The organism is Hydrogenophaga sp. (assembly GCF_048549895.1).
Taxonomy (GTDB): domain Bacteria; phylum Pseudomonadota; class Gammaproteobacteria; order Burkholderiales; family Burkholderiaceae_C; genus Hydrogenophaga.
This window is the reverse complement of sequence record NZ_JBLYYB010000235.1, coordinates 16431-39499: the sequence shown is the minus strand read 5'-3', so window position 1 is coordinate 39499 and position 23069 is coordinate 16431. Positions and strand designations below refer to the sequence as shown.

The 23069-nt window shown below is 67.0% G+C and carries 22 protein-coding genes; 5 read left to right on the top strand and 17 right to left on the bottom strand.

Annotated elements, in window-relative coordinates:
• Positions 1-110: 110 nt before the first annotated feature.
• From ACN4F8_RS21750 to ACN4F8_RS21725, 6 genes are all read right to left on the bottom strand, one after another.
• The gene (locus tag ACN4F8_RS21750) at positions 111-965 is read right to left on the bottom strand and encodes an alpha/beta fold hydrolase (RefSeq protein ID WP_419475493.1); all 855 of its coding nucleotides are present in this window, start codon (positions 963-965) and stop codon (positions 111-113) included.
• Positions 966-1793, bottom strand: coding sequence for a peptidase (locus tag ACN4F8_RS21745; protein WP_419475492.1), 828 nt, complete (start codon positions 1791-1793; stop codon positions 966-968). It lies immediately after the preceding gene.
• The gene (mutS, locus tag ACN4F8_RS21740) at positions 1790-4438 is read right to left on the bottom strand and encodes a DNA mismatch repair protein MutS (protein ID WP_419475491.1); all 2649 of its coding nucleotides are present in this window, start codon (positions 4436-4438) and stop codon (positions 1790-1792) included. Before mutS ends, ACN4F8_RS21745 begins: the two co-directional genes overlap by 4 nt.
• 8 nt (positions 4439-4446) lie before the next feature.
• The gene (locus ACN4F8_RS21735; protein WP_419475490.1) at positions 4447-4686 is read right to left on the bottom strand and encodes a DUF2798 domain-containing protein; all 240 of its coding nucleotides are present in this window, start codon (positions 4684-4686) and stop codon (positions 4447-4449) included.
• 165 nt (positions 4687-4851) lie between these two features.
• Entirely contained in the window at positions 4852-5976 is a 1125-nt protein-coding gene (locus ACN4F8_RS21730) for an MBL fold metallo-hydrolase (protein ID WP_419475489.1), read from the bottom strand.
• A gap of 37 nt (positions 5977-6013) precedes the next feature.
• The gene (locus tag ACN4F8_RS21725) at positions 6014-6823 is read right to left on the bottom strand and encodes a plasmid replication/partition related protein (protein WP_419475488.1); all 810 of its coding nucleotides are present in this window, start codon (positions 6821-6823) and stop codon (positions 6014-6016) included.
• Positions 6824-6987: 164 nt separating this feature from the next.
• Here ACN4F8_RS21725 and ACN4F8_RS21720 point away from each other — a divergent pair, with 164 nt between their 5' ends.
• Positions 6988-10305, top strand: coding sequence for a PAS domain-containing protein (locus tag ACN4F8_RS21720; protein ID WP_419475487.1), 3318 nt, complete (start codon positions 6988-6990; stop codon positions 10303-10305).
• A 3-nt stretch (positions 10306-10308) separates the two neighbouring features.
• Here ACN4F8_RS21720 and ACN4F8_RS21715 read toward each other — a convergent pair whose 3' ends face one another.
• A complete protein-coding gene (locus ACN4F8_RS21715) occupies positions 10309-11238 on the bottom strand; it encodes an inositol monophosphatase family protein (RefSeq protein ID WP_419475486.1) in 930 nt (309 codons plus the stop codon).
• A gap of 123 nt (positions 11239-11361) precedes the next feature.
• Between ACN4F8_RS21715 and ACN4F8_RS21710 the strand changes: the two genes are divergently transcribed.
• Both ACN4F8_RS21710 and cysE read left to right on the top strand, forming a co-directional pair.
• Positions 11362-12096, top strand: coding sequence for an RNA methyltransferase (locus ACN4F8_RS21710; protein ID WP_419475485.1), 735 nt, complete (start codon positions 11362-11364; stop codon positions 12094-12096).
• A 9-nt stretch (positions 12097-12105) separates the two neighbouring features.
• Positions 12106-12873 carry a serine O-acetyltransferase gene (cysE, locus tag ACN4F8_RS21705; RefSeq protein ID WP_419475484.1) on the top strand — a complete coding sequence of 256 codons (768 nt, stop codon included), beginning with the start codon at positions 12106-12108 and terminating at the stop codon, positions 12871-12873.
• 126 nt (positions 12874-12999) lie between these two features.
• On the opposite strand, the gene ACN4F8_RS21700 is transcribed toward cysE, so the two are convergent.
• Genes ACN4F8_RS21700 through yjgA form a run of 3 tightly spaced genes read right to left on the bottom strand, consistent with a single transcriptional unit; the run spans position 13000 to position 14751 of the window.
• Positions 13000-13476 carry an FKBP-type peptidyl-prolyl cis-trans isomerase gene (locus tag ACN4F8_RS21700; protein WP_056273892.1) on the bottom strand — a complete coding sequence of 159 codons (477 nt, stop codon included), beginning with the start codon at positions 13474-13476 and terminating at the stop codon, positions 13000-13002.
• A 19-nt stretch (positions 13477-13495) separates the two neighbouring features.
• Entirely contained in the window at positions 13496-14101 is a 606-nt protein-coding gene (mog, locus tag ACN4F8_RS21695; protein WP_419475483.1) for a molybdopterin adenylyltransferase, read from the bottom strand.
• On the bottom strand, positions 14098-14751 hold the full coding sequence (gene yjgA, locus ACN4F8_RS21690) for a ribosome biogenesis factor YjgA (RefSeq protein WP_419475482.1): 654 nt from the start codon (positions 14749-14751) through the stop codon (positions 14098-14100). Before yjgA ends, mog begins: the two co-directional genes overlap by 4 nt.
• 97 nt (positions 14752-14848) lie before the next feature.
• Here yjgA and pmbA point away from each other — a divergent pair, with 97 nt between their 5' ends.
• Both pmbA and ACN4F8_RS21680 read left to right on the top strand, forming a co-directional pair.
• Positions 14849-16279, top strand: coding sequence for a metalloprotease PmbA (gene pmbA, locus ACN4F8_RS21685; RefSeq protein ID WP_419475481.1), 1431 nt, complete (start codon positions 14849-14851; stop codon positions 16277-16279).
• Between the two features lie 91 nt (positions 16280-16370).
• Positions 16371-17255 carry a DMT family transporter gene (locus tag ACN4F8_RS21680; RefSeq protein WP_419475480.1) on the top strand — a complete coding sequence of 295 codons (885 nt, stop codon included), beginning with the start codon at positions 16371-16373 and terminating at the stop codon, positions 17253-17255.
• A 1-nt stretch (position 17256) separates the two neighbouring features.
• Here ACN4F8_RS21680 and ACN4F8_RS21675 read toward each other — a convergent pair whose 3' ends face one another.
• From ACN4F8_RS21675 to ybiB, 7 genes are all read right to left on the bottom strand, one after another.
• Positions 17257-17703, bottom strand: coding sequence for a GatB/YqeY domain-containing protein (locus tag ACN4F8_RS21675; protein ID WP_419475479.1), 447 nt, complete (start codon positions 17701-17703; stop codon positions 17257-17259).
• A 107-nt stretch (positions 17704-17810) separates the two neighbouring features.
• The gene (gene rpsU / locus ACN4F8_RS21670) at positions 17811-18023 is read right to left on the bottom strand and encodes a 30S ribosomal protein S21 (RefSeq protein WP_056273869.1); all 213 of its coding nucleotides are present in this window, start codon (positions 18021-18023) and stop codon (positions 17811-17813) included.
• A gap of 151 nt (positions 18024-18174) precedes the next feature.
• Positions 18175-19377, bottom strand: coding sequence for an NAD(P)/FAD-dependent oxidoreductase (locus tag ACN4F8_RS21665; protein WP_419475478.1), 1203 nt, complete (start codon positions 19375-19377; stop codon positions 18175-18177).
• A 26-nt stretch (positions 19378-19403) separates the two neighbouring features.
• A complete protein-coding gene (locus ACN4F8_RS21660) occupies positions 19404-20090 on the bottom strand; it encodes a methyl-accepting chemotaxis protein (RefSeq protein ID WP_419475477.1) in 687 nt (228 codons plus the stop codon).
• Between the two features lie 73 nt (positions 20091-20163).
• On the bottom strand, positions 20164-21291 hold the full coding sequence (locus ACN4F8_RS21655; RefSeq protein ID WP_419475476.1) for a sterol desaturase family protein: 1128 nt from the start codon (positions 21289-21291) through the stop codon (positions 20164-20166).
• A 69-nt stretch (positions 21292-21360) separates the two neighbouring features.
• The gene (gene cobA / locus ACN4F8_RS21650; RefSeq protein WP_419475475.1) at positions 21361-22146 is read right to left on the bottom strand and encodes a uroporphyrinogen-III C-methyltransferase; all 786 of its coding nucleotides are present in this window, start codon (positions 22144-22146) and stop codon (positions 21361-21363) included.
• On the bottom strand, positions 22130-23059 hold the full coding sequence (gene ybiB, locus ACN4F8_RS21645; protein WP_419475474.1) for a DNA-binding protein YbiB: 930 nt from the start codon (positions 23057-23059) through the stop codon (positions 22130-22132). Before ybiB ends, cobA begins: the two co-directional genes overlap by 17 nt.
• Positions 23060-23069 lie beyond the last annotated feature (10 nt).

The window sequence follows — 23069 nt, the reverse complement described above, 5'->3', positions numbered from 1 at the left end:
TGGGGGCGTCAGGGGCACGGATGCAACGCTGTTGTGTGGGGGTGTTGTGCGCACCACCGTTATACCGGAGCCCGATGCCCTGGGGCCTCGGGGTCTGCCCTTGGGTGGTGTCAGCGGCGCGTGGGCGCCGACAGAGCGCCCAGCATGTGTTCGATGGCGGCGGCGGTCTCCAGCGGCTGTTCCATCGGGAACAGGTGGCTGCCTTCGATCATGTGCAGGCGCTCGGGGTGGCTGGAGCCCACCAGCCGGTGGGTCATGGCCATGCCGACCTGTTTCATCTCCAGCGAACGCGTGCCGCCGATGAAGCCCACCGGGCACCGCAGCGGATGGCGGCGCAGCAGGCGGTCCAGGTTGTGGGGCAGGGTGTTGTAGATCGCGGTCTCGACCTCGCGGTCGAAGTCCAGCGTGCGGTGCGGCTTGCCGTGTGCATCGGTGTGGTCGAGCGTGCCGTGGGTGATGTAGTCCTGCAGCACCTGCGGGTCCCAGGCGGCAAAGACCTTTTTGCTGGCGAAATGCGCCATGGCCGCTTCGGCGTCGGGCCAGGTGTTGCGCCGCTTGCGGCTGATCTTGCCCGGCGAGACCGAACCCACCAGCTGGGTGCGTTTGATCAGCTCCAGCGTGCGCGCACGCCAGCCGCCGAGCACCGGCGAGTCGATCAGCACGACACCGCGCACCGCGTGACCACCCAGCTGTGGGTGGCGGGCGGCACACATCAGGCTCAAGAAGCCGCCGAGCGAATGCCCCACCAGCCAGGCACCACTGCCATGCGCCTCGATCTCGGGCGCTGCAAAGTCGGCGAGCTGCTGCACCAGGTGTGGCCAGTTGCTCGTGACGGGGTACTGCGGGTCGTGACCAAACTTGTCCACCGCGCGCACCGTGTGGCCGCGGGCGCGCAGGGACTTGAAGAGGACGCGGTAGGTGCTGGCGGGGAAGCTGTTGGCGTGGGAGAAAACGATCAAGGACACTTAAATCAGCTTCTCTCTGGCGTTCGAAATCTTCTTCAGCGGCTGGCAGCGGGGGCCATTGCTCAGCAGCGGCACATCGGTGTGGGCGCCGTCCCAGGTCGGGTCTTCGATGCTGTCGAACACCTCGCGCAGCTTCTGGCCCCAGGTGTTGTGCAGCATGCGGAAGTAGGGGTTGTCGTTGTCGATGCAGGTGATCTTGTCCGACCGCAGCTGGTTGGCTTCGTACACCACCAGGTCCAGCGGCAGGCCCACCGACAGGTTGGATTTCAGCGTGGAGTCCATCGACACCAACACGCACTTGGCGGCTTCGTCCAGTGGCGTTTCGGGCGCGATCACGCGGTCCAGCACGGGCTTGCCGTACTTGGATTCACCGACCTGGAAGAACGGTGTCTCGGCCGTGGCTTCAATGAAGTTGCCGGCCGAATAGACCTGGAACAGGCGCATGCCTTCGCCCTGGATCTGACCGCCAAAGATCATGGACACGTTGAATTCCACGCCCGCGCGCTGCAGCGACTCGCCGTCGCGTTCGTAGACGTGGCGCACCGCCGCACCCAGCACGCGCGCGGCATCAAACATGCTCTTCGCGTTCCAGATCGTGATGGGTTCACCGCTGTCCACGTCTTCGAGCTGCTCCACCTGCAGGATCTCGCGCACCGACTGCGAGACGCTCAGGTTGCCGGCGGAGAGCAGGCACATGAAGCGGTCGCCCGGCTTTTCGTAGACGATCATTTTGCGGAAGGTGCTGATCTGGTCCAGGCCCGCGTTGGTGCGCGAGTCGGAGAGGAAGACCATGCCGGCGTTGAGCTTGACGGCGACGCAGTAAGTCATGATGAGGAGGCCAATTTTTTCAGGGTGTAGAGCTGTTCCAGCGCTTCGCGCGGGCTCAGGGTGTCGGGGTCGATGTTCTCCAGCGCTGTCTGCAGCGGGTGGGCGTCGGCCTCCAGTGTGGCAGGTGGCGGGGCGAACAGGTCCACCTGGCTGCGGCTTTCCTCGCTCTGGGCTTCCAGCGCGGCCAGGGCGTGGCGCGCGTGCTGCACCACGCCAGCCGGCACACCGGCGAGACGCGCGACCTGGATGCCGTAACTGCGGCTGGCCGGGCCGGGCTCGATCTGGTGCAGGAACACAATGCCGCCCGCCTTGCCGCCGGCTTCCACAGCGCTCACATGCACGTTCACCGCCGCGTGGTGGCCGGCCGGGAACTCGGTGAGTTCGAAATAGTGGGTGGCGAACAGCGTGAAGGCGCGCGATTTGTCGTGCAGGTGCGTGGCGATGCCGCCGGCCAGCGCCAGGCCATCAAAGGTGGAGGTGCCGCGACCGATCTCGTCCATCAACACGAGGCTCTCGGGCGTGGCGGCATGCAATATCTGCGCGGCTTCCGTCATCTCCACCATGAAGGTCGACTGCGCGTTGGCCAGGTCGTCGGCCGCGCCGATGCGGGTGTGGATGGCGTCGATGGGGCCGAGCCTGCAAGAGGCTGCGGGCACGAAGCTGCCGACGCTGGCGAGCAACACGATCACCGCGACCTGGCGCATGTAGGTGCTCTTGCCGCCCATGTTGGGGCCGGTGATCACCTGCATGCGCTGCTTGGGGCCGAGCACCGTGTCGTTGGCGATGAAGCTGCCGCCACTGGTTTCGTTGAGCCGCGCCTCCACCACCGGGTGGCGCCCACCGCGGATGTCGATGCAGGGCTCGGGCACGAACTGCGGCGCGCTCCAGTTCAGTGTGAGCGAGCGCTCGGCCAGCGCGCACAGCGCGTCGAGCGCTGCCATGGCGCGCGCCAGCCCGGTGAGCGGTGCAATGAAGGCCTGCAGCTGGTCGAGCAACTGCTCGTACAGCCACTTCTCGCGCGCCAGCGCCCGGTCTTGCGCCGAGAGGGCCTTGTCTTCAAACGCCTTGAGTTCGGGCGTGATGAAACGCTCGGCGTTTTTGAGCGTCTGGCGGCGGCGGTAGTCGTCGGGCACCTTGGCCGCCTGGCCCTGTGTGACCTCGATGTAGAAGCCGTGCACCTTGTTGAACTGCACGCGCAGGTTGGTGATGCCGGTGCGCGCGCGCTCGCGTTGCTCCAGCTCGATCAGGAAGCCGTCGCAGTTGTTCTGGATGTCGCGCAGCTCGTCGAGCTCGGCGTCGAAGCCGTCGGCGATCACACCACCGTCGCGCACCAGCGCGGCCGGCTCGGCCAGCAGGGCGGCGCGCAGCAGCTCGGCGCAGCCCTCGGGTGGCGTGAGGTGTGCGCCGATCCCTTGCAGCAGGCCGCCCGCGTCTTGCGGCCCGAGCTGGCGAGCCAGTTGCTGCGCGCGCTCCAGCGTCTGCCCCAGGCCCACCAGTTCGCGCGGCTTCACCTGGCGCAGGGCCGTGCGCGCGGTGATGCGTTCCACGTCGCTGGCGCCCTTGAGCGAAGCGCGCAGGCCCTGCCACAGGCCACCGCGCAGGGTGGTGATGGCGGCCAGCCGCGCGCGCGCCTGCGCGCGGTCGCGCCGGGGTTCCAGCAGCCAGCTGCGCAGCGCGCGGCTGCCCATGCCGGTGCAACACACATCGAGCAGCGAGAGCAGCGTGGGGCTGGTCTCGCCGCGCAGGGTCTGCGTGAGTTCGAGGTTGCGCCGCGTGTTTTGCGGCAGGTCGATCAGGTCGCCGCTGCGCGCCACCTGCAGACTTTTCACATGGCTGAGCGCGCGGCCCTGCGTGTGCTCGGCGTAATTGAGCAGCGCGGACGCGGCGGCGTGCGCGTCGCCCAGGTCTTGCGCGTCCCAGGCAGACAGACTCGCTGCTTGCAGTTGCTCCAGCAGCTTGCGCTGGCCCAGGCCGGCGTCGAAGGCCCAGGCCGGGCGCAACACCGCCACCAGGCGCTGGCCATTGGTCTGGTTCGCCAGCGCCAGCACGGTCTTCTCGAAGGCGGTGGACGTGTCGGCGCTGTAGAGCAGCTCGCCCGGGTTCACACGCGCCACCCAGTCGGCGAGTTCGTCGCTGGCGCACTGCGCGAGAAACACGATGCCCTGCGTGACCGACATCCAGGCCAGACCACAACCGGTGCGCGCGCCGGGGTGCACGGCCATCAGCAGGGCCTCGGATTTTTCGGAGAGCAACTCGCTGTCGGTCAGCGTGCCGGGCGTGACCACGCGCACCACCTTGCGCTCCACCGGCCCCTTGGCGGTGGCCACGTCGCCCACCTGCTCGCAGATGGCCACCGACTCGCCCAGCTTGATCAGTCGCGCCAGATAGGTATCGACCGAATGAAAAGGCACGCCGGCCATGACCACCGGCCGGCCACCCGACTGGCCACGCTGCGTGAGCGTGATGTCGAGCAGGCGCGCGGCCTTCTCGGCGTCGGCAAAGAACAGCTCGTAAAAGTCGCCCATGCGGTAAAACAGCAGCGTGTTCGGGTACCCGGCTTTCAGGCCGAAGTACTGCTGCATCATGGGCGTGTGTGAGGACAGGTCTCCCGTCGCGGGCAGGTGGGTGGCGGTGTGCTTGTCCATCGGACGGCTCAGCGGGAGGTCGGTGCGTGCACCGTCTTCTTCACCAGAAACAACGCCACAGGCCGGAAGATCACCACACTGACGAAGGCCACCGGGAAGGCGATCGCATAGGCATGCAGAACGCGCGAGAGAAAGCCCGCACCGATGCCGGTGTTGATGGCCGCGAGCGCAGCGCTGACCACGAAGGCAATGATGCCGGCCATGTAGGCGGCAAACGCGATGTTGGTGAGCTTGTGAGGCAGTTTCATGGATCGTGTGGGAGGAGTGCGACGCGCGTCAGGGCCGGCGCCGTGTGCCCGTGCAACCGGTCTAAGGTTCGGGCGCTGATCAGCCGGGTGATTCTGGCATGAGCGCCTGCGCGATCGATCCGGGCAGGGTGCCTCGCCGCGTCTGTTCCTGGCTGGCGGGGTTGGTCATGTCAGGCGGTAGCGGTACACGCCGTCGGCACCCAACTCGCGCACGGCTTCGCCGCGCACCAGCAGGTGGTTGAGGTGGGCCACGCCTTCGCCGGTGGCCATGCCCAGCAGTTCGCCGGTGTTGTCGATCGGGCGCGCGAACAGGGCGCCAAACACATCCACCGTGCGTTTGGGTGATTCGGCCAGGCTGCGGCGCAGGCGCTGCAGGCCGCGCTCGTGGCCGTGGGCCAGGCGGTCCAGCCGCGCGTGCAGCCCCCGGAACGGCTCGCCGTGCGCCGGCAAGACCAGGAGCTCGTCGCTCAGCGTGGCGCGCAGGTGCTCGATGCTGTGTATCCAGTCGCCGAGCGGGTCGGCGTCGGGTTCGGTGGGGAACACGCTCACGTTGGACGAGATGCGTGGCAGCACCTGGTCGCCCGAGACCAGCACGCCCAGCGCGTCGCTGAGCAGGCAGGCGTGTTCGGGCGAATGGCCTCGCCCGACGACGATGCGCCAGTCGTGCGCGCCGATGCGCACAGTCTCGCCATCGCTGAGGCGGCGAAAGCTGTCGGGCAGCGCGTGCATGTATTTGCCGTAGCCGCCGAAGCGGGTGCGGTAGATGTCCAGCGCTTCTTCGTTCCAGCCCATCTGGCGGTAGAAGTCGATGGCTTCCTCGGGTGCTTCGCGGCCGGTGTCGCCCACCAGGGTGCGGCAGGTCAGGTATTCGAGCCGCGTCATCCACAGCCGGCACTGGAACTTGCGCGTGAGCCAGCCCGCCATGCCCACGTGGTCGGGGTGCATGTGGGTGCAGAAGATGCGCGTGATGCGCGCGCCCTGCGGCGTGGCGGCCAGCGGGCCCTCGGGCGAGATCAGCTGGCGCCAGGCGGCCAGTGCCTCGGGCGTCTTGGTTCCGGTGTCGATGACGGCCCAGCCCGGCCCGTGCCCGTCTTCGTCGGCCACGGCCCAGAGGTTGATGTGGTTCAGCGCGAACGGCAGCGGCATGCGCAGCCACAGCACGCCAGGCGCGACCTCACGCACCTCGCCCGGGGCAGGGGGCTCGCCGCAAGGGTAGTGCAGCGCATGGGGCGCCTCGGGTGCGGCGGTTGGCTCGTCGGGTCGACCGTCTGGGGTGGGTGCGTCTGTCATGGGCGGATTGTTCCAGATGACCACAGACCGACGGGGTTCAGACGGCGGTTTCGAGTTGCGAGCGCAGGGCGGACAGTTCTTTGTGCAGCGCGTCGTTTTGCGCCTGCAGGTCCTGCACCTTGCGGCGCAGGGTGGTGAGCTCGTCATCCGGTGCAGGCGCTTCATCACCCGGGTCCGCAACCTTGCGGCGCGATTCGCGCACGCGTTTGGCGGCCCGTTTGAGCTCGTCCTTGCCGGCCAGCGCGGCGGCCTTCTGCTCACCCGCCGGCAGGCTGGCCACCGCTGCCGCCGCGTTGAGCGAGAGCGCACCGGCCTTGAGCGCGTCCACCAGCTCGGGGGCGGCCTGTTTCTGGATTTTTTCGATCTGCACCACCTGGCTGCTGCTCAGCCGCGCGGCCCGGGCGATGTCTTCGCGGCTGCGCAGCGGCTTGGGCGCTGCAGCGATGTCCGAGCTCGGTTCGTGCGCAGCCGCGTCGGTTGCCGTGTCGTCCGGTGCTGGCGCAGAGGCCAGAAAACGCGAGCGCCGCTCGGCCAGGATGTCGCGCTTGCGCAGGGCCAGCACGCCGCGCTGGAAATCCGAGACGCTGCGCCGACCCAGGTGCTGGTCGATCATCCACAGGTGCACGTCCTGCTCTGACTGGAAGTTCGGGTTCTGCACGGTCTGAAACGCGATGCCGTGTTTCTGGCAGATGCCATACCGGTTGTGCCCGTCCACCAGCACATCGCCCCACAGCACCAGCGCATCGCGGCAGCCCTCGGCCAGCAGGCTGCGCTCCAGCGCTTCATGTTCGTCCGGGGTCAGGGGGTCGATGTAGGCTTTGAAGTCGGGATTGACGGTGAGGTGCATGGAAACGGTGTGCTGGGAGAAAGGGCGCGAATTGTAGATGCCGTTTGCCCGCACAGTGTGCGGTTTGGCGCTGTGCAGGGCCTGCGGGCGGGCGTACATTTGTAGCGCGTCTGTCTTCCCATGGACGCACACCCGGCCCAGTTGACCCCAACCGCAGAGCACGCATGCCTGAAGCTGCCCCAGAACCTGTCTCCAACGAACAGGTCTCCCCACCGTCTGGCCCGGCGCCGGCGGGTGCTCCAACCCTTCCTTTCGACGCCATCTTCATGGCCGCACCGCTGCCGGCGTCGGTGTCCCGCTGGCACGACGGTTGTCTGCTGTCGGTCAACGATGCGTGGCTGAAGATCACCGGCCTGTCTCGGGAGGCCGCCATTGGCCGCACCACGGTCGAACTGGGTCACTGGCGGGACATCCCCGAGCGCGACCGCTTTCTGCGCCACCTGCCCAGTCCGGACGATGTGCAGGTGCTGCACTTCAATGGCGGTGAGGCCCACCGGGTGCGCATGCACGCCACGGTCCTGGAGGCAGGGTCCGAGAAGTTGCTGCTGATCTATTTCACCGAGATCACGCGGGAGCTGGAGGCCAAGGCCGCGCTTGTCATGTCCAACGAGGCCTTGAAGCAGGCCAACGTGGCGTTGCAGCAGCGGGTTGAACTGCATGCCGTGATCGAGAAGATGGCCCGGGTGGGCCACTGGACCAACGCCGAGAACGACGACGAGGTGTTCTGGTCGCCGGGTTTGTACGAGATTGCCGGGATCGAGCCTGCTGATCGCATCCGGCGCATGCTGGGGCGATCGGGCATCCACGCCGACGACAAGGCCGCCTGGCTTGCGGCCCGCACCGCCATGGACGGACGTGAGGTGACGTACCGCTGGCTTCGACCCGACGGCGCGATGCGCTGGTTTCGAACCCGCATCGGCCAGACCACCGTGGCCGGTAATCCGCAAACCGATTTTGGTGTGGTGCAGGACATCACGGCCGAGCGCGAAGCCACCCAGCGCCTGGCCGAGCAATTCAAGCTGCTGCAGGCGATTGCCGCCCGCGTGCCGGGAATGATGTACCAGTCGAGGCTGGACGCAGACGGCAGGAGCACGATTTCCTACGTCAACGACGTCGCGCGGGAGATGCTCGAAGTCGAGCCCCAGGACTTGCAGAAAGACGCGCGCATCTTGTTCGAGCGGGTTCATCCCGATGACCGGGGCGAGGTGGTGGCTTCGCTTCAGCGCTCGGCGAGCGAACTGGTGGTCTGGCGGCAGACCTACCGGGTGGTGTTGCCGAAGGCCGGCGAGCGCTGGTACAGCGTGGAGGCGGTGCCCCAGCGCGAGCCCGATGGGACTGTGGTCTGGCACGGCTTCACCTCCGACGTGACCGGGGCACGGCTGGCTGCGCAGCGGGTCGAGCGCCAGCAGCGGATGTTGGAGGCGGTGCGCAGTGCGCAGGCGGTGTTCATTGAAACCGAGGAGAAGCGCGCCGCCTTTGAAGGCCTGCTCGACGCTTTCCTGCAACTCACCAGCAGCGGCTACGGGTTCGTGGGCGAGGTGCTGTACGACGTCAACGACCACCCCTACCTGAAGACGCACGCGATCACCAACATATCGTGGGACGAAGAGTCGCGGCGCATGTACATGGACCAGCTCGATGCCGGCATGACCTTCAGCAATCTCAAAACCTTGTTTGGCCGGGCGATGACCAGCGGAAAACCGGTGATTGCCAACGATCCCCGCCGCGATCCGCGCGCGGGTGGCATGCCCGCCGGGCATCCGGGCATGGACGCGTTTCTGGGCATTCCGCTGCTGGTTGGTGACCGGCTGGTGGCCATGGTCGGCCTGGCCAACCAGCCCGACGGCTACAGCGAGGCCGACATCGAGTTTTTGCAGCCGCTGCTGGGCGCTGTGCGCCAGCTGGTGCTGGCCTGGCGCAGCTTTCAGGAACGCAAACGCACGCGCAGCCAGCTGGAGGCCACCAGCGCCCTGCTCAGTGAGAAGAGTGCCGCCCTGCAGGCCACGCTGGACAGCATCAGCCAGGGGCTGACCAAGGTGGACGCTCAGGGACGCATCCTCTTCTACAACAAGCGCACGCTGGAACTGCTCGACCTGCCCGACGAATTGCTGGCGCGGCGGCCCACACACGAGGAAGTGGTGAGGTTCCAGCGCGAGCGCGGCGACTTTGGCCCACAGCTCCAACTGGTGGACCCGTTGGCGCGGGCCTACCTCGGCGAGCCAGATCCAGTCAACTTGCCCGACCACTACTGGCGCAAGACGCGGGACGGACGCACGCTGGAGATCCGTTCCCGACGCCTTCCCGACGGCGGTGTGGTGCGCACCTTCACCGACGTCAGTTCGTACATCGCCACCCAGGAAGCCCTGCGCGAAGAGCGCCAGCGCCTGGCCCGGGTGCTGGACGCCACGCGGCCCGGCATCTGGGAGGCCAACCTCAGCGAACGGACGCTGATCATCAACGAACGCTGGGCCGAGATGCTGGGCCACACCCTGGCCGAGCTGGAGCCGGTGACCTACGACACCTGGGAATCGCGGGTGCACCCCGACGACCTGCTGAAGGCCGACGCGGCACGCGATCGCCACATGAGGGGCGAGCTGCCGTTCTACGACTGCGACCTGCGCATCAAACACAAGGATGGCCACTGGGTCTGGATCAACACCCGGGGCCGAGTGCACCAGCGCGACGGCGACGACCGCGCGCTCTGCATGTCGGGCACGCACCTGGACATCAGCGAGCGCGTGGCAGCGCAGGAACAGATTCGCGCGCTCAACGCCAGCCTGGAGGAGCGGGTGAGGGCGCGCACCGCCGAGCTGGAGCGCTCGATGCGCGACATGGAAACCATCTCGTATTCGATCGCCCATGACTTGCGTGCGCCTTTGCGCTCGGTCAACGGCTTTGCGCAAGTGATCGTCGAGGAAGAGGGCGAGCGGCTGAGCGCCACCGGGCGCCAGATGTTCGAGCGCATCGCGCGCTCCTCGCGCAACATGGGCCAGATGATCACCGACATGCTGGAGTTGCTGCGCGTGGTGCAGGTCGAGCTCGATGCCCGCCCGGTGCCCATGAGGTCGCTGGCCAGTGCGGTCGCTGAGGCGCTGGCGCCGCAGGTGCCCGAGGCCCGCATTGAGGTGGGTGCACTGCCCGACGCGCTGGGCGACGCCACGCTCCTGCGTCAGGTGCTGAGCAACCTGCTGGACAACGCCTTGAAGTACTCAAGGCACCAGAGCGAGCCCATGGTGGTCGTGGGCTTTGACGCCGTGTCGGGCGCCTACTTCGTGCGCGACAACGGCATGGGCTTCGACATGGCGCGCGCCAACAAGCTGTTTGGCCTGTTCCAGCGCCTGCACGCCGGCATTGACGTGCCCGGCATGGGCGTGGGTCTGGCCATCGTGGCGCGCATCATCGAGCGCCATGGCGGCAGCATCTGGGCAGAATCATCGCCCGGGCAGGGCGCCTGTTTCTGGTTCCGAGTGCCGAAGGCCTGAGCTTCAGAAAGGCGCGTCGCCCTGGCTGGTGGTGTCTGCCGGGGGTGTTTCAACGCTGGGGGCTTCCGATGCGGGTGCGCCGGTGGTGCGCGCTTGCCGTACCGAAGCCTTGTCGCCCGCGCTGGCGAACTTGCTGTATTTGGCGGTCACGCCGACCAGCTGGCCGTAGATCTTGGGGTTGGCGGCCATGCATTCCTTTTGTTCCAGGAAGTCGGCTTCACCGGTGAAGTTGCCGATCAGGCCACCGGCTTCGGTGACCAGCAGCGCGCCAGCGGCCACGTCCCAGGGCGAGAGACCCATTTCAAAGAAACCGTCGGTGAAGCCCGCGGCCACGTAAGCCAGATCGAGCGCGGCCGAACCGGGACGGCGCACGCCAGCCACGCGCGGCATCACGTCGCCGAGCATCTGCAGGTAGGTCTGGAAGGCGTCGCCCGGGCGGAACGGAAAACCGGTGGACATGAGGCAGTCGCGCAGCGTGGTGCGCTTGGCCACACGGATGCGGCGGTCGTTCATGTACGCACCGCGCCCGCGCGTGGCGCAGAAGAGGTCGTTGCGGGTCGGGTCGTAGATCACGGCTTGTTCGAGCTTGTTGCCCACCATGAGCGCGATGCTCACGCAGTAGACCGGGAAGCCGTGAATGAAGTTGGTGGTGCCGTCCAGCGGGTCGATGATCCAGACGTGGTCTGCGCCGCCGTGCCGTCCTTCGCGCTTGCCCGACTCCTCGGCCCAGATCGCGTGATCGGGGTAGGCGGTGAGCAAGGTGTCGATGATCGCGGCCTCGGCGGCCTGATCAACTTCGGTCACGAAATCGTTGGTCTGTTTGACCGAAACGCGGACCGATTCCACATCCAGTGCGGCGCGGTTGATGATGGTGCCGGCAAGGCGAGCGGCCTTGATGGCCACGTTGAGCATGGGGTGGAGCGTGGACGACATGAATTGTGAACCTCGGCGCGACACGGGAAGTGGCGCGCAGCAGTGGAAGAGCAGCTAGATGCGCCCCGGCGATGCGGGGCGGCGACAATGTGCGAGATTTTACCGCCACCTCCACACCCCAGCATGCGCACCCGTTTTGTACTGATCCAGACCAGCCACGCCGGCAACGTCGGTGGCGTGGCCCGCGCCATGAAAGTGATGGGTTTTGACGACCTCGTGCTGGTGCAGCCGCGCTGGGCCAACGTGTTGCGCCGCGAAGAAACCATCCAGCGCGCCAGCGGCGCGAACGACGTGCTGGCGAACACGCGTGTGGTCGACACGCTCGACGAAGCACTCGATGGCATGAGCCACCTGTGCGCCACCGCCATGACCCCGCGCGACTTTGGCCCGCCCACGCTCGCGCCGCGCGAACACTTTCAGACCCTGCTGGCCACACCCGAGCCGCCCGAGGGCGTGGCGTTCCTGTTCGGCTCCGAGCGCTTCGGCATGCGCAACGAAGACGTGTACCGCTGCCACGCGGCGCTCAGCATTCCGACCGCGCCCGACTTCGGCTCGCTCAACCTGGCGGCTGCGGTGCAGCTGATCGCCTACGACTGGCGCCAGGCGCTCGGTGGTTTTGCGCCGCTGCCACCCGCGCCGCCACGCCAGCAGGCCGACGCGCAGGCCATCGGCGGCATGCTCACCCACCTGGAACAGGCGCTGGTGGCGGTGGATTTTCTCGACCCCGCCGCGCCCAAGAAGCTCATGCCGCGCCTGAACCAGCTTTTCAACCGCGCTGCACCCAGCGAGGAAGAAATCCACATCCTGCGAGGTGTTGCCAAGGCGATGCTGCAGGTGGCCGAGAAGGCCAGGCGCTAGACTGCCGCCATGTTTGCCCGCCTCCGCTCCGACATCCAGTGCGTCCTCGACCGCGACCCCGCTGCGCGCAGCGTGTTTGAAGTCGTCACCTGCTACCCCGGTTTGCACGCCGTGTGGCTGCACCGCCCGGCCCACTGGTGCTGGACGCACGGCTTCAAATGGTTGGGCCGTTTCATCTCGCACATCGCGCGTTTTGCCACCGGCATCGAGATCCATCCCGGCGCCAAGGTGGGTGAACGTGTGTTCTTCGACCACGCCATGGGTGTGGTGGTGGGCGAAACCGCCGAGATCGGCGACGGTTGCACCATCTACCAGGGCGTGACGCTGGGCGGCACCTCGCTCTACAAGGGCACCAAACGCCACCCCACGCTGGGCAAAGACGTGGTGGTGAGCGCGGGCGCCAAGGTGCTCGGTGGTTTTCTGGTGGGCGACGGCGCCAAGATCGGCAGCAACGCGGTGGTGATCAAGCCGGTGCCAGCGGGCGCCACGGCGGTGGGCATTCCGGCCCGCATCATCCCGAGCAAAACCGGCGAAAGCGCCGACGTGACCGACCCGAAGTTCCAGGCCTACGGCATCACCCAGGAAGACGACCCGCTGTCCCAGGCCATGCGCGGCCTGATCGACAGCACCGCCAGCCAGGAGCACCAGATCGCGCTGCTGTGGTGCGCGATCGAAAAGCTTTCGCAGTCATCGCGTGATGGCGACTGCGTGCCGAAGGATGCGGCGCGCGAAGAGTGTTTTGAGGCCGAGAAGCTCAACCAACTCATTGGGAAGTGAACTTCACCCGTTCGGACTGCGCCTCGGTCCGTTCGGGCTGAGCTTGTCGAAGCCCTCACGCGGTGCATCGCACGAGCCCTTCGACAGGCTCAGGGCGAACGGGGGTGGGCTCAGGGCGAACGGAGATCAGTGGTGATGACCATGCGCGCCGTGCGCATGGCCGTGTGAAATCTCTTCGGCGCTCGCCGCCTTCACATCCACCACCTTCACCGCAAACTTCAGCGTCTGCCCGGCCATCGGGTGGTTGCCGTCCAGGTGCACCGTGTCCCCTTTGATCTTCATCACGGTGAACACGTGTTGCTGGCCCTTGTCGTCGCTGCCTTCGAGCTGACCGCCCACCTTCACGCCCGGTGGAAAGTCGCGCTTGGGCATGGTGGTCACCAGGCTTTCGTCGCGCACACCAAACGCGTCTTCGGGCGGCAGCACCAGCGTGGCGGCGAAGCCGGGTTCCTGGCCTTCCAGCGCTTTCTCGATGCCCGGCAGCGTATTGCCGTAGCCGCCGTGCAAATACGCGCGCGGCTCCTTGCCGTCTTCGAGCACCTTGCCCTGGGCATCGGTGGCGCGGAAGGTGAGGGTGACGATGGTGTCTTTGGTGATCTTCATGGAGTGCCTTGTGGAGAGGTCAGCGCGCAGGGCGCACAGCGGATTTGGGGCGGAAGGCCTTGCAGACCTCGTCGTTCGTTTCCAGGTAGGGCCCGCCGATGAGGTCGATGCAATAGGGAACGGCGGCAAAGATGCCGTTGACCTTCTGCGTGCCGTCGGCGTTCTTCAAACCTTCAAGCGTCTCGGCAATCGCCTTGGGCTGGCCCGGCAGGTTCAGGATCAGGCTCTGGTCGCGGATCACCGCCACCTGGCGCGACAGGATGGCCGTGGGCACAAAGGTCAGGCTGATCTGGCGCATCTGCTCGCCAAAGCCCGGCATCTCTTTGTGCGCCACGGCCAGCGTCGCCTCGGGCGTCACGTCGCGCAGCGCGGGGCCGGTGCCGCCGGTGGTGAGCACGAGAGAGCAGCCGGCTTCCACCAGCTCGATCAGCGTGGCGCTGATGCGCTCCACCTCGTCGGGGATCAGGCGGGGCTCGAAGGTGATGGGGTTCTTGAGTGCGCGCGTGAGCCACTCCTGCAGCGCGGGCAAGCCCTTGTCTTCGTACACGCCGGTGCTGGCGCGGTCGCTGATGGACACGATGCCGATGCGCACCGGGTCTTCGGGCCAGCGGGTTTGTTCGTTCATGTCGGGTCGTCTTCCGCAGGTGCGTCGGGTTCGTCGGAGCCCTGGTTCAGCGCGGCCTTGACCAACTGGAAGATCTCGCGGTAGGCCTTGCCGTGGCGCACGGCCTCGCCTGCGCGCTCCAGGGCCTCGTTGGCCTGCGCGTCCTTGCGAGCCTGGCGGATGAGGGCGCGCAGTTGCTGCACGTCGGTGTCGGGGGCTTGTTCCAGCCAGCGCGTGAGCGCGTCGTCGTTGGCGATCAACTGGTCGCGCCACTGCTCGGCGAGGTGCAATGAGAGTGTGCCCTTGGCCGAGCCCTTGTTCTGCTCGTCCAGCGCGGCTTCCACCTCAGCCAAGGCGGCCTCGTTCACGCCGCGCATCAGTTTGCCGATGTACTGCATCTGGCGGCGGCGGCCTTCGAAGTTGGTGATCTTCTTGGCGTCGTTGACAGCGTCCACCAGTTTCTCGGACAGGTCGAGCCGTTTCATCAGATCAGCGCGCAGCGTGAGCAGGCTCTCACCGAGCTCCTGCAGGCGGTCGCTGTACTTCTTGAGGTCGGTCTTGCTCATGTCGTCCGAACCCTTGAGCTCGCGCTTGAGTTCCAGGTCCAGCTCGCTGCCCAGGGCGACGAACTGGCCGCGGACGAAATAGCCTTTGGTGGGTTTGCGGGACATGTGGGGTCTCAAAAGGGGAGGGCTGCACGCTGGGCAGCACGGGCATCTGCGCGCGATGCAGCGCCCGGATAGGGCGGCCAGTATCATAGCCTTCGATATGAAAAATGCCCCCCACACCCCGGCCCAGCCCACCCCCACGGCCTCGGCCAACGCCCCACTCCCCGGTTTCCAGTACGCCCGCAGCCAGTTTGAAGAACTGGTTGACCTGGCCCTGTCGCACGCCAAACAACTCGGTGCGGTCGATGCCGCGGCCGAAGTGTCCGAAGGCGCCGGCCTGAGCGTGTCGGTGCGCAAGGGCGAACTGGAGAACGTGGAGCGCAACCGCGACAAGTCGCTCGGCGTGACGGTGTACCTGGGCCAGAAGCGCGGCAACGCGTCCACCTCCGACTTCTCTGCCGCCGCGGTGCGTCAGACGGTGCAGGCCGCGTTTGATATCGCCCGCTTCACCGCCGAAGACCCCATGGCCGGCCTGCCCGACGCCGACGACGTGGCCGACAGCTACCTCGATCTCGACCTGTTCCACCCCTGGGCGCTGAACTCCGAAGAAGCCATGCGCATCGCGCTGGAATGCGAGGCCGCGGCCTTTGCCACCAGCAAGAAGATCAACAACAGCGAAGGCGCCGGCGTGTCGGCCCAGCAGTCGCACTTTTTCACCGCGCACATGCGCGAGGGCGCGCGCTCCGGTGCCGGCATCTTCAGCGGTGGTTACGCCAGTTCGCGCCACAGCCTGTCGGTGGCGCCCATCGCCGGCCGCGGTGCCAACATGCAGCGTGACTATTGGTACAGCTCGCAGCGTTCGCCGCAAGACTTGGCCTCGCCACAAGCCGTGGGCCGCTACGCCGCGGAACGCACGCTGGCACGCCTGAACGGCCGCAAGATCGCCACCACCGAGTGCCCGGTGCTGTTCGAGTCACCCATGGCCGCTGGCCTGCTGGGCGCCTACGTGCAGGCCACCAGCGGCGGTGCGCTCTACCGCAACACCACCTTTTTGCCCAACAGCCTGGGCAAGCGCGTGCTGGCCAAACACATCGACATCCTGGAAGACCCGCACGTGCGCAACGGCAAGGGCAGCTCACCGTTCGACGACGAGGGTGTGCGCACCGCCAAGCGCAAGGTGGTCTCCGCCGGCAAGGTGCAGGGGTACTTCTTGTCCACCTACTCGGCGCGCAAGCTGGGCATGCGCACCACCGGCAACGCTGGCGGCTCGCACAACCTCACGCTCACCAGCCGCCTCACCCAGCCGGGTGACGACCTGCGCGCCATGCTCAAGAAGCTCGGCCGTGGCCTCATGGTCACCGAGCTCATGGGCCAGGGCGTGAACTACGTGACCGGCGACTACTCGCGCGGCGCCTCGGGCTACTGGGTGGAAAACGGCGAGATCGTCTACCCGGTGCACGAGATCACCATCGCCGGCAACTTGAAAGACATGTTTCAGGGCATCGAGGCGGTGGGCGCGGATGCGTACAACTTCGGTGCGAAGACCGTCGGCTCGATCCTTGTCAACCGCATGAAGATCGCCGGGAGTTGATGACCCCCACGCTCCACCGCTGCGCGGGTCGCTGCCCCCCAAGGGGGCTGGCCTTGCTCGGGGCGGCCCTTCGCGGCGGCCGCTGAGTCAGATGCGCCCGGAAGCGCTGGCGCTGCTCGCCGCAGCCTGCTGGGCAGTCTCCTGTCTTTTCTCGGCTGGCCCGGCGCAGCGCCTGGGCGCATTCGCCTTCAGTCGTTGGCGCATGCTCTTCGCCAGTGCGTTACTGTGGGCGCTGGCTTTGATGGGCGGGGGCTGGCGCAGCCTGGACACCTCCGCCCTCGGCCTGCTGGCCCTCTCGGGCGTCATCGGCATCTTCATCGGCGACACCGTGCTGTTCGCCTGCATGAACCGCCTGGGCCCGCGCCGCTCGGGTGTGCTGTTCGCCACCCATGCGCTGTTTTCCGCCGTGATCGCCTGGTTCTTTCTGGGCGAAGTGATCTGGGGCCGGGCCTTGATTGGCAGCGGTCTGCTGGTGGCCGGCGTCATGCTGGCCATCGTGTGGGGGCGGCGCAGTGACGAGCAGCACGGCTGGGAGCAGACGCGCGGTCCGCTGCTCATCGGCGTGGGTTTGGGGCTGGCGGCTGCGCTCTGCCAATCGGTGGCCACGCTCATGCTCAAGCCGCTCATGACCACCGGCGTGGACGCCGTGGCCGCCAGCGCAGCGCGCATGAGCATGGCGCTGCTGGCACACACGCTGTTGCTGGCCACGGGATGGCAGGGTGCTCGGGCCAAGGTGCCATTGAGCGCAAAGGACGCCTGGCTCACCTTCTTGAGCGCCGCCGTGGCCATGGCCCTGGGCATGACGCTGATCCTGGCGGCCATGCGGCTGGGTCAGGCGGGGCTGGTGGCCGTGCTGTCCTCGGTCTCGCCGATCCTGATCCTGCCGCTGTTGTGGCTGGTCTACCGGCGCCGGCCAGCGGTGGGGGCGTGGTTGGGGGCGGTGTTGGCCGTGATCGGGACAGCCCTGATTCTTTGAATCAGCCCGCCAGCGCAGCCTTCACCGCAGCCGACACCATGCCCATGTCGGCCTTGCCGGCCAGGCGGGTTTTCACAGCGCCCATGACCTTGCCCATGTCACCAGCTCCCTTGGCGCCGAGTTCGGCCACGATGGCCTGGACTTCGGCGGTGACTTCATCCGCCGAGAGGCGCGCGGGCAGGTAGGCCTGCAACACCTTCAATTCGGCACTTTCCTTGTCGGCGAGGTCCATACGATCGGCCTTGGTGAAGGCGTCGATGCTGTCCTTGCGCTGCTTGATCAGTTTGTCGACGATGGCCACCACCATGGCGTCGTCGAGTTCCACGCGGTCGTCCACTTCCTTCTGCTTCATGGCCGCGGTCAGCAGGCGGATGGTGCCCAGGCGCTCGCTGTCCTTGGCGCGCATGGCGGCTTTCATGTCTTCGGTGATCTGTTCCTTGAGGCTCATGGTGGGCTCCTGTGGGGCATTGAAGGGAATGTTCAGACAACAAAAAAGCCCGCCTGAACGTCTTCCAGCGGGCTTTTGGGCAACCGGGCGAACCCGGCGGCACAGACTCAGTACAGCTTCTTGGGCAGCTGCATCGAGCGCACACGCTTGTAGTGGCGCTTGACGGCGGCAGCCTTCTTGCGCTTGCGCTCGGCGGTGGGCTTCTCATAGAACTCACGGGCGCGCAGGTCGGTCAGCAAACCGAGCTTTTCGATGGTGCGCTTGAAACGGCGCAGAGCGACGTCAAAGGGTTCGTTGTCTTTTACACGGATGGTCGTCATGGGCGAGAAATGTCCAGAATGCGCGGAAAGAGGATGTTCGGGAAGATCGGGCCCAAGCGTCGTATCCGCAAAATGTCCCGTCGTTAACTAGTATTGGCAGACGGGTATTTGCCAGCAAAGCCTTGGATTATAGCCACTTCATGGCCGTTGGCTACAGCGCTTGGGCGCAAGCATGGGCCGATGCCCAGGCCCACTGGAAGTTGTAGCCGCCCAGCCAGCCGGTCACGTCCACCACCTCGCCAACGAAATACAGCCCGGGCTGCTTCGATTCCAGGGTTTGCGAAGACAGGTCGCGCGTGTCCACGCCGCCCAGCGTCACCTCGGCCTTCTTGTAGCCCTCGGTGCCGGTGGGGGAGATCTCCCAGCGCGACAGGCGCTCGGCCAGCCGGGCCAGCGCCTTGTCGGAGGCCTCTGCCACCGGGCGCTGCCAGTCGGCGTCTTGCTGCACCCAGGCGTCGGCCAGGCGGCTGGGCACGAGTCCCGCGAGTTCGTTGGCGATCAGCTTGCGCGAGGTGGCCTTGGCGCGCGCGAGCGCTGCGGTCAGGTCGGCCTCGGGCGCCAGGTTCAGGCGGATGGGCGTGCCTTCTTGCCAGTAGCTGGAGATCTGCAGCACCGCCGGGCCGGAGAGGCCCCGGTGGGTGAACAGCAGGTCTTCGAGAAAGGCCATCTGCGATTTCTTTTGACCGGTTTCGATGCGCACCGGCAGCGCGAGGCCTGAGAGGCCCGCGTACGGCAACCAGCCATCGCCATCAAACGTCAGCGGCACCAAGCCGGGGCGCGGCTCGACCAGGCGCAGGCCGAACTGTTTGGCCAGCCGATAGCCGAAATCGGTGGCGCCGATCTTGGGGATGGACAGACCACCCGTGGCGACCACCACCGAGCGGCTGCGCACCGGGCCGCGGTCGGTGTCGAGCTCAAACACGCCGTCGCCGTCCACCCGCACGGCCTGGACGCCGCACGGCTGCCAGCGCTGCACGCCACCGGCATCGCACTCGCGCAGCAGCATCTGGATCAGGTCTTCGGCCGAGCGGTCGCAAAAGAGCTGGCCCTTGTGCTTTTCGTGGAAGTTGATGCCGTGGCGCTGCAGCAGCGCGATGAAGTCGGCTGGCGTGTAGCGCGAAAGCGCCGAGCGGCAGAAGTTCGGGTTGGCGCTGATGAAGTGCTTGTGCGGGGCGTGCGGGTCGAGATCGCGGTTGGTGAAGTTGGCGCGTCCGCCGCCCGAGATGCGGATTTTCTCGGCCACTTTTTCGCTGTGGTCGAGCACCAGCACCCGCAGGCCGCGTTGCCCGGCGATGCCGGCACAAAAAAGGCCGGCGGCGCCAGCGCCGATGACGATGGCGTCGAAGTTTTGCATGGCGCGCAGTGTAGGCGCACCGGCATTCAGCCGTTGCTTCTGCTGCGCTCCGCCAAGACGGCCGCCTTGCGCGTGAGGCGATCGATTTCGCCGGTGATGTCCGACAGCACATTGGCGACCACCGCAAATCCGCGGCCGTGTTGCCCGGCCCGGGCAGCGATGACCTGAGCGTTGAAGCTCACCACCTTGGCTTCCTTGGCCACGCTCTGGATGTCGTCCACGATGCCGGCCAGTTCTTTCATCATCGCGTCCGATCGGCCCCTGGCGACTTCGTCGAAGGCGGTGGTGACGGTGTTGAGGGCTTCGAGGATGCGGTCGGTGTGGCCCACCAGCTCGGCCGTGGTGGCGCCCGCGCGCGGGCTGGCGGCTTCGATCTGGTCCAACGCGCTGCGCATGAGCTGCATGAAGGCCTGCACCACCGGGCCCACGCCGCGTGTGCCCTGGTAGGTGTCGGTGATCTTGCTCGCGCTGGCCGGCTCCAGCTGCGCGCTGGTGGCCAGCAGGTGTTGCTGGCTCTCGGTGAACATCTGGAGGCTGCGCTGTGCGGCCTGCAAGCGCGCCACGTCACCCTGCGCGGCCAGCACCGTCTGCAGGATCATGCGTTGCGACAGCATGCGCTGGCGCGCGGCCAGGTTCACCAGCGACAGGCCCGCGATGTGGGCCGGCGTGTCGTGGCGCTGAAAGGCGGTGTTGGGTGCGGCGAGTGTGGTCATGCCCAACACCAAGCAATCGCCGGGCCACCGCCGTGCTCGTGCAACCCCCGTGGTGCGCACCAGCGTGGCGCGCTCAGCCTTTCCAGGTAAAGGGAAACGCGAGCTGCTTCAGAAAGCCCTTGGGCACGTAGTCGCCCAGCACGCCGTAGCGCTCGGGCCAGACCTTGTTGCTGTTGACGGCGGTGCCGAACAGGTGGTCGAGAAAGGCGTAGTGCGCGGCGTAGTTCTTGTCCAGCGCGTCGGCGTCCTGGCTGTGGTGCCAGTGGTGGAAGTTGGGCGTGACGATGAGGTAGCGCAGTGGGCCCAGGCGCACGCTCACGTTGGCGTGGTTGAACACGGCCTGGAAGCCCACCACGATGATGTAGGCGTCGATCACTTCCTTGGAAAAACCCAGCAGGTAGATGGGCCCCAGCACCAGCGTGCGCGTGATGATGGTTTCCAGGATGTGCTGGCGCGAGCCGGCCATCCAGTCCATGTGTTTGGTGCTGTGGTGCACCGCGTGCAGGCGCCAGAGCAGCGGCGTCTCGTGGTACGCGCGGTGCGTCCAGTACTGCGCGAGGTCGGCCACGAGGATGATGAGCGGCAGCGCGGCCCAGAACGGCAGCGCCGCGATCCAGCCGCGAACACCGTCCACCGGCACCCAGCCGAAGAGGTTGTGCACCAGCAGGTTGGTGGCCAGCAGCATGAAGCCGATGACCATGTGGTTGACGATGAAGTGGTGAAAGTCGGTCTGCCACTCGGGGCGGAACACCGGCTGGTCCTTGCGCAAAGCGAACAGCTTCTCGATGAAGATGAAGATCAGCGCCGAGCCCAGCAGATCGAGGATGAACCAGTCCATGCCGATGTAGGGCGTGTGGTCGGGGAAGTTGGGGTCCACCTCCACCTGGTGCCCACCCAGCAGCGCGCTGAGTGTGACCAGCGCGAAGGCAAAAGCCGAGAGCCAGCGCGCGCGGTTGAACAACACGTTGACCAGGCTCAGGCCACCGGCGATCACCATGCCCGCGAAGAGCAACTGCCGCATGAGCCCCACGTCGTACTGCTGGCGCAGTTGCGGTGTGGTGAGGTACTGCGGGAAGTGAAAGGCCATCACGCCGAGGAAACACAGGATGGCCAGCGACAGCGCAATGGCTCCAGTGACGAGGCCCCGGCCCGGGCGCAGCGCGCCGTGGCCTTCGGTGAACTGGTTGAGTTTTTTGAGCATGCGGCAGGCTCCCGAGCGCCCCGACGGGGGCGCGGCTGCGGCAGTGTAGCGGGGCGCTGGCGCGTGGGCTCAGGCCGTGCGGGCGAGCGGCAAAGGTGCCTGAAGAGCGGCGATGCCGCTGACCACATCACCCACCACGATCACCGCCGGGCTGCCCAGGCCTTCGCGCTCGATGGTGGCGCGCAGCTGCCCCAGCGTGGTGACGGCGTGGCGCTGCTCGGGCAGCGTGGCGTGCTGGATCACGGCCACCGGGGTGAGCGCTGGCAGGCCGGTGAGCAGCTCGGTCTGGATCTGTTCCGACCCGCTCACGCCCATGTAGATCACCAGCGTGAGCTTGGCGTCGCGCGCGGTGGCGGCCAGGGCCGGCCAGTCGGTGCCGCTGTCGCCGGGTTTGGCGTGGCCGGTGACGAACACCACGCCGTGCGCGTGTTCGCGGTGCGTGAGCGGCACACCCAACGAGGTGAGGCCGGCCAGGCCGGCGGTGATGCCGTTGATGACCTGCACCTCGATGCCGGCGGCGCGCAGGGCTTCCACCTCTTCGCCGCCGCGCCCGAAGATGAACGGGTCGCCGCCCTTGAGACGCACCACCACCTCGCCTTCGCTCGCGGCCATGACCATGAGCTTTTCAATGAAGGCCTGCGGTGTGCTCTTGCAGCCGCCGCGCTTGCCCACGTGCACGATGCGCGCGCGCGGTGAAGCGTGGGCCAGCACCGCATCGCTCACCAGATCGTCGACCAGCAACACCGTGGCCGCGCTGATGGCCTTGACGGCCTTGAGCGTGAGCAACTCCGGGTCGCCCGGGCCTGCGCCCACGAGCGAAACGGTGCCTGGCAGGAACTCAGAGGGCGTGTGCATGGGCTGGGGAATCATGGTGTTGAACCGCTCGCAAGATGTGTTCCACCTGCAGTGCGATCGGTGTGGGAATGGGCAGCGTGCCGTCGAGCACGGCACGGATGTAGGCCGCCGTGCTTGATGCGTCCACGGAGGGCAGCGAAGGCAGTTGCGCCAGCGGGCCGTCTTGTTGTGGCTGCACCTCGGTGCGTTCGCCATGCTGGAATATTTCCATGCGCGGTGTGCGGCGCGCATCGGCCACCGGTTCGCCTTCGGTGCCGCGCAGCAGCATGGCGTGCGCGCCGGTGAGGGCCCAGGTGGCGGCCATGGAGCTGGCGTACTCGGGGTGCGTGTAGCTGCCCACGATGAAGGCCTTGCCTTCGCACGGGTTCATGAGTTTCACGAGGCTGTGCGCCGGGTTGCGCAGGCCGACCGCGCGGCGCACATCGAGCAGGCGCTTGAGGCCGGGGCTGAGCACCTCGGTGGGCGCAAACGCCACCTCGCCCGCCGCCAGCGTGGGCACCCGGGTGGCCGGCATCACGCCGAGTTCAGCGAGCACGGCCGAGGCGAACACACGCTTGTCTTCGGTGGCCGTGCCGTGCACCAGCACGGCGGCACCGCGCTGTGCCAGCAGCAAGGCCAACAGGGGTGTGAGCACCGGCAGCTTGCGCGCACCGTTGTAGCTGGGCAGCACCACGGTGGTGTGGTCGTTGTCGGGCAGCTTGTGAAGCCGGGCGTGCGCTGCGTCCAGGAAGCCCGCCATCTCGTCGGCAGTTTCGCCCTTGATGCGCATGGCGAGACAAAAGCCACCCACCTCCAGGTCGGTCACCGTGCCGTCAAGCACCTGGCCCAGCAGGTCGGTGGCCTGTGCGCGCGCGAGCGAACGCGCGCCATCCTTGCCGCGACCGATTTCCTTGATGTATTGGCTGATTCCCATGGCGCGCGAT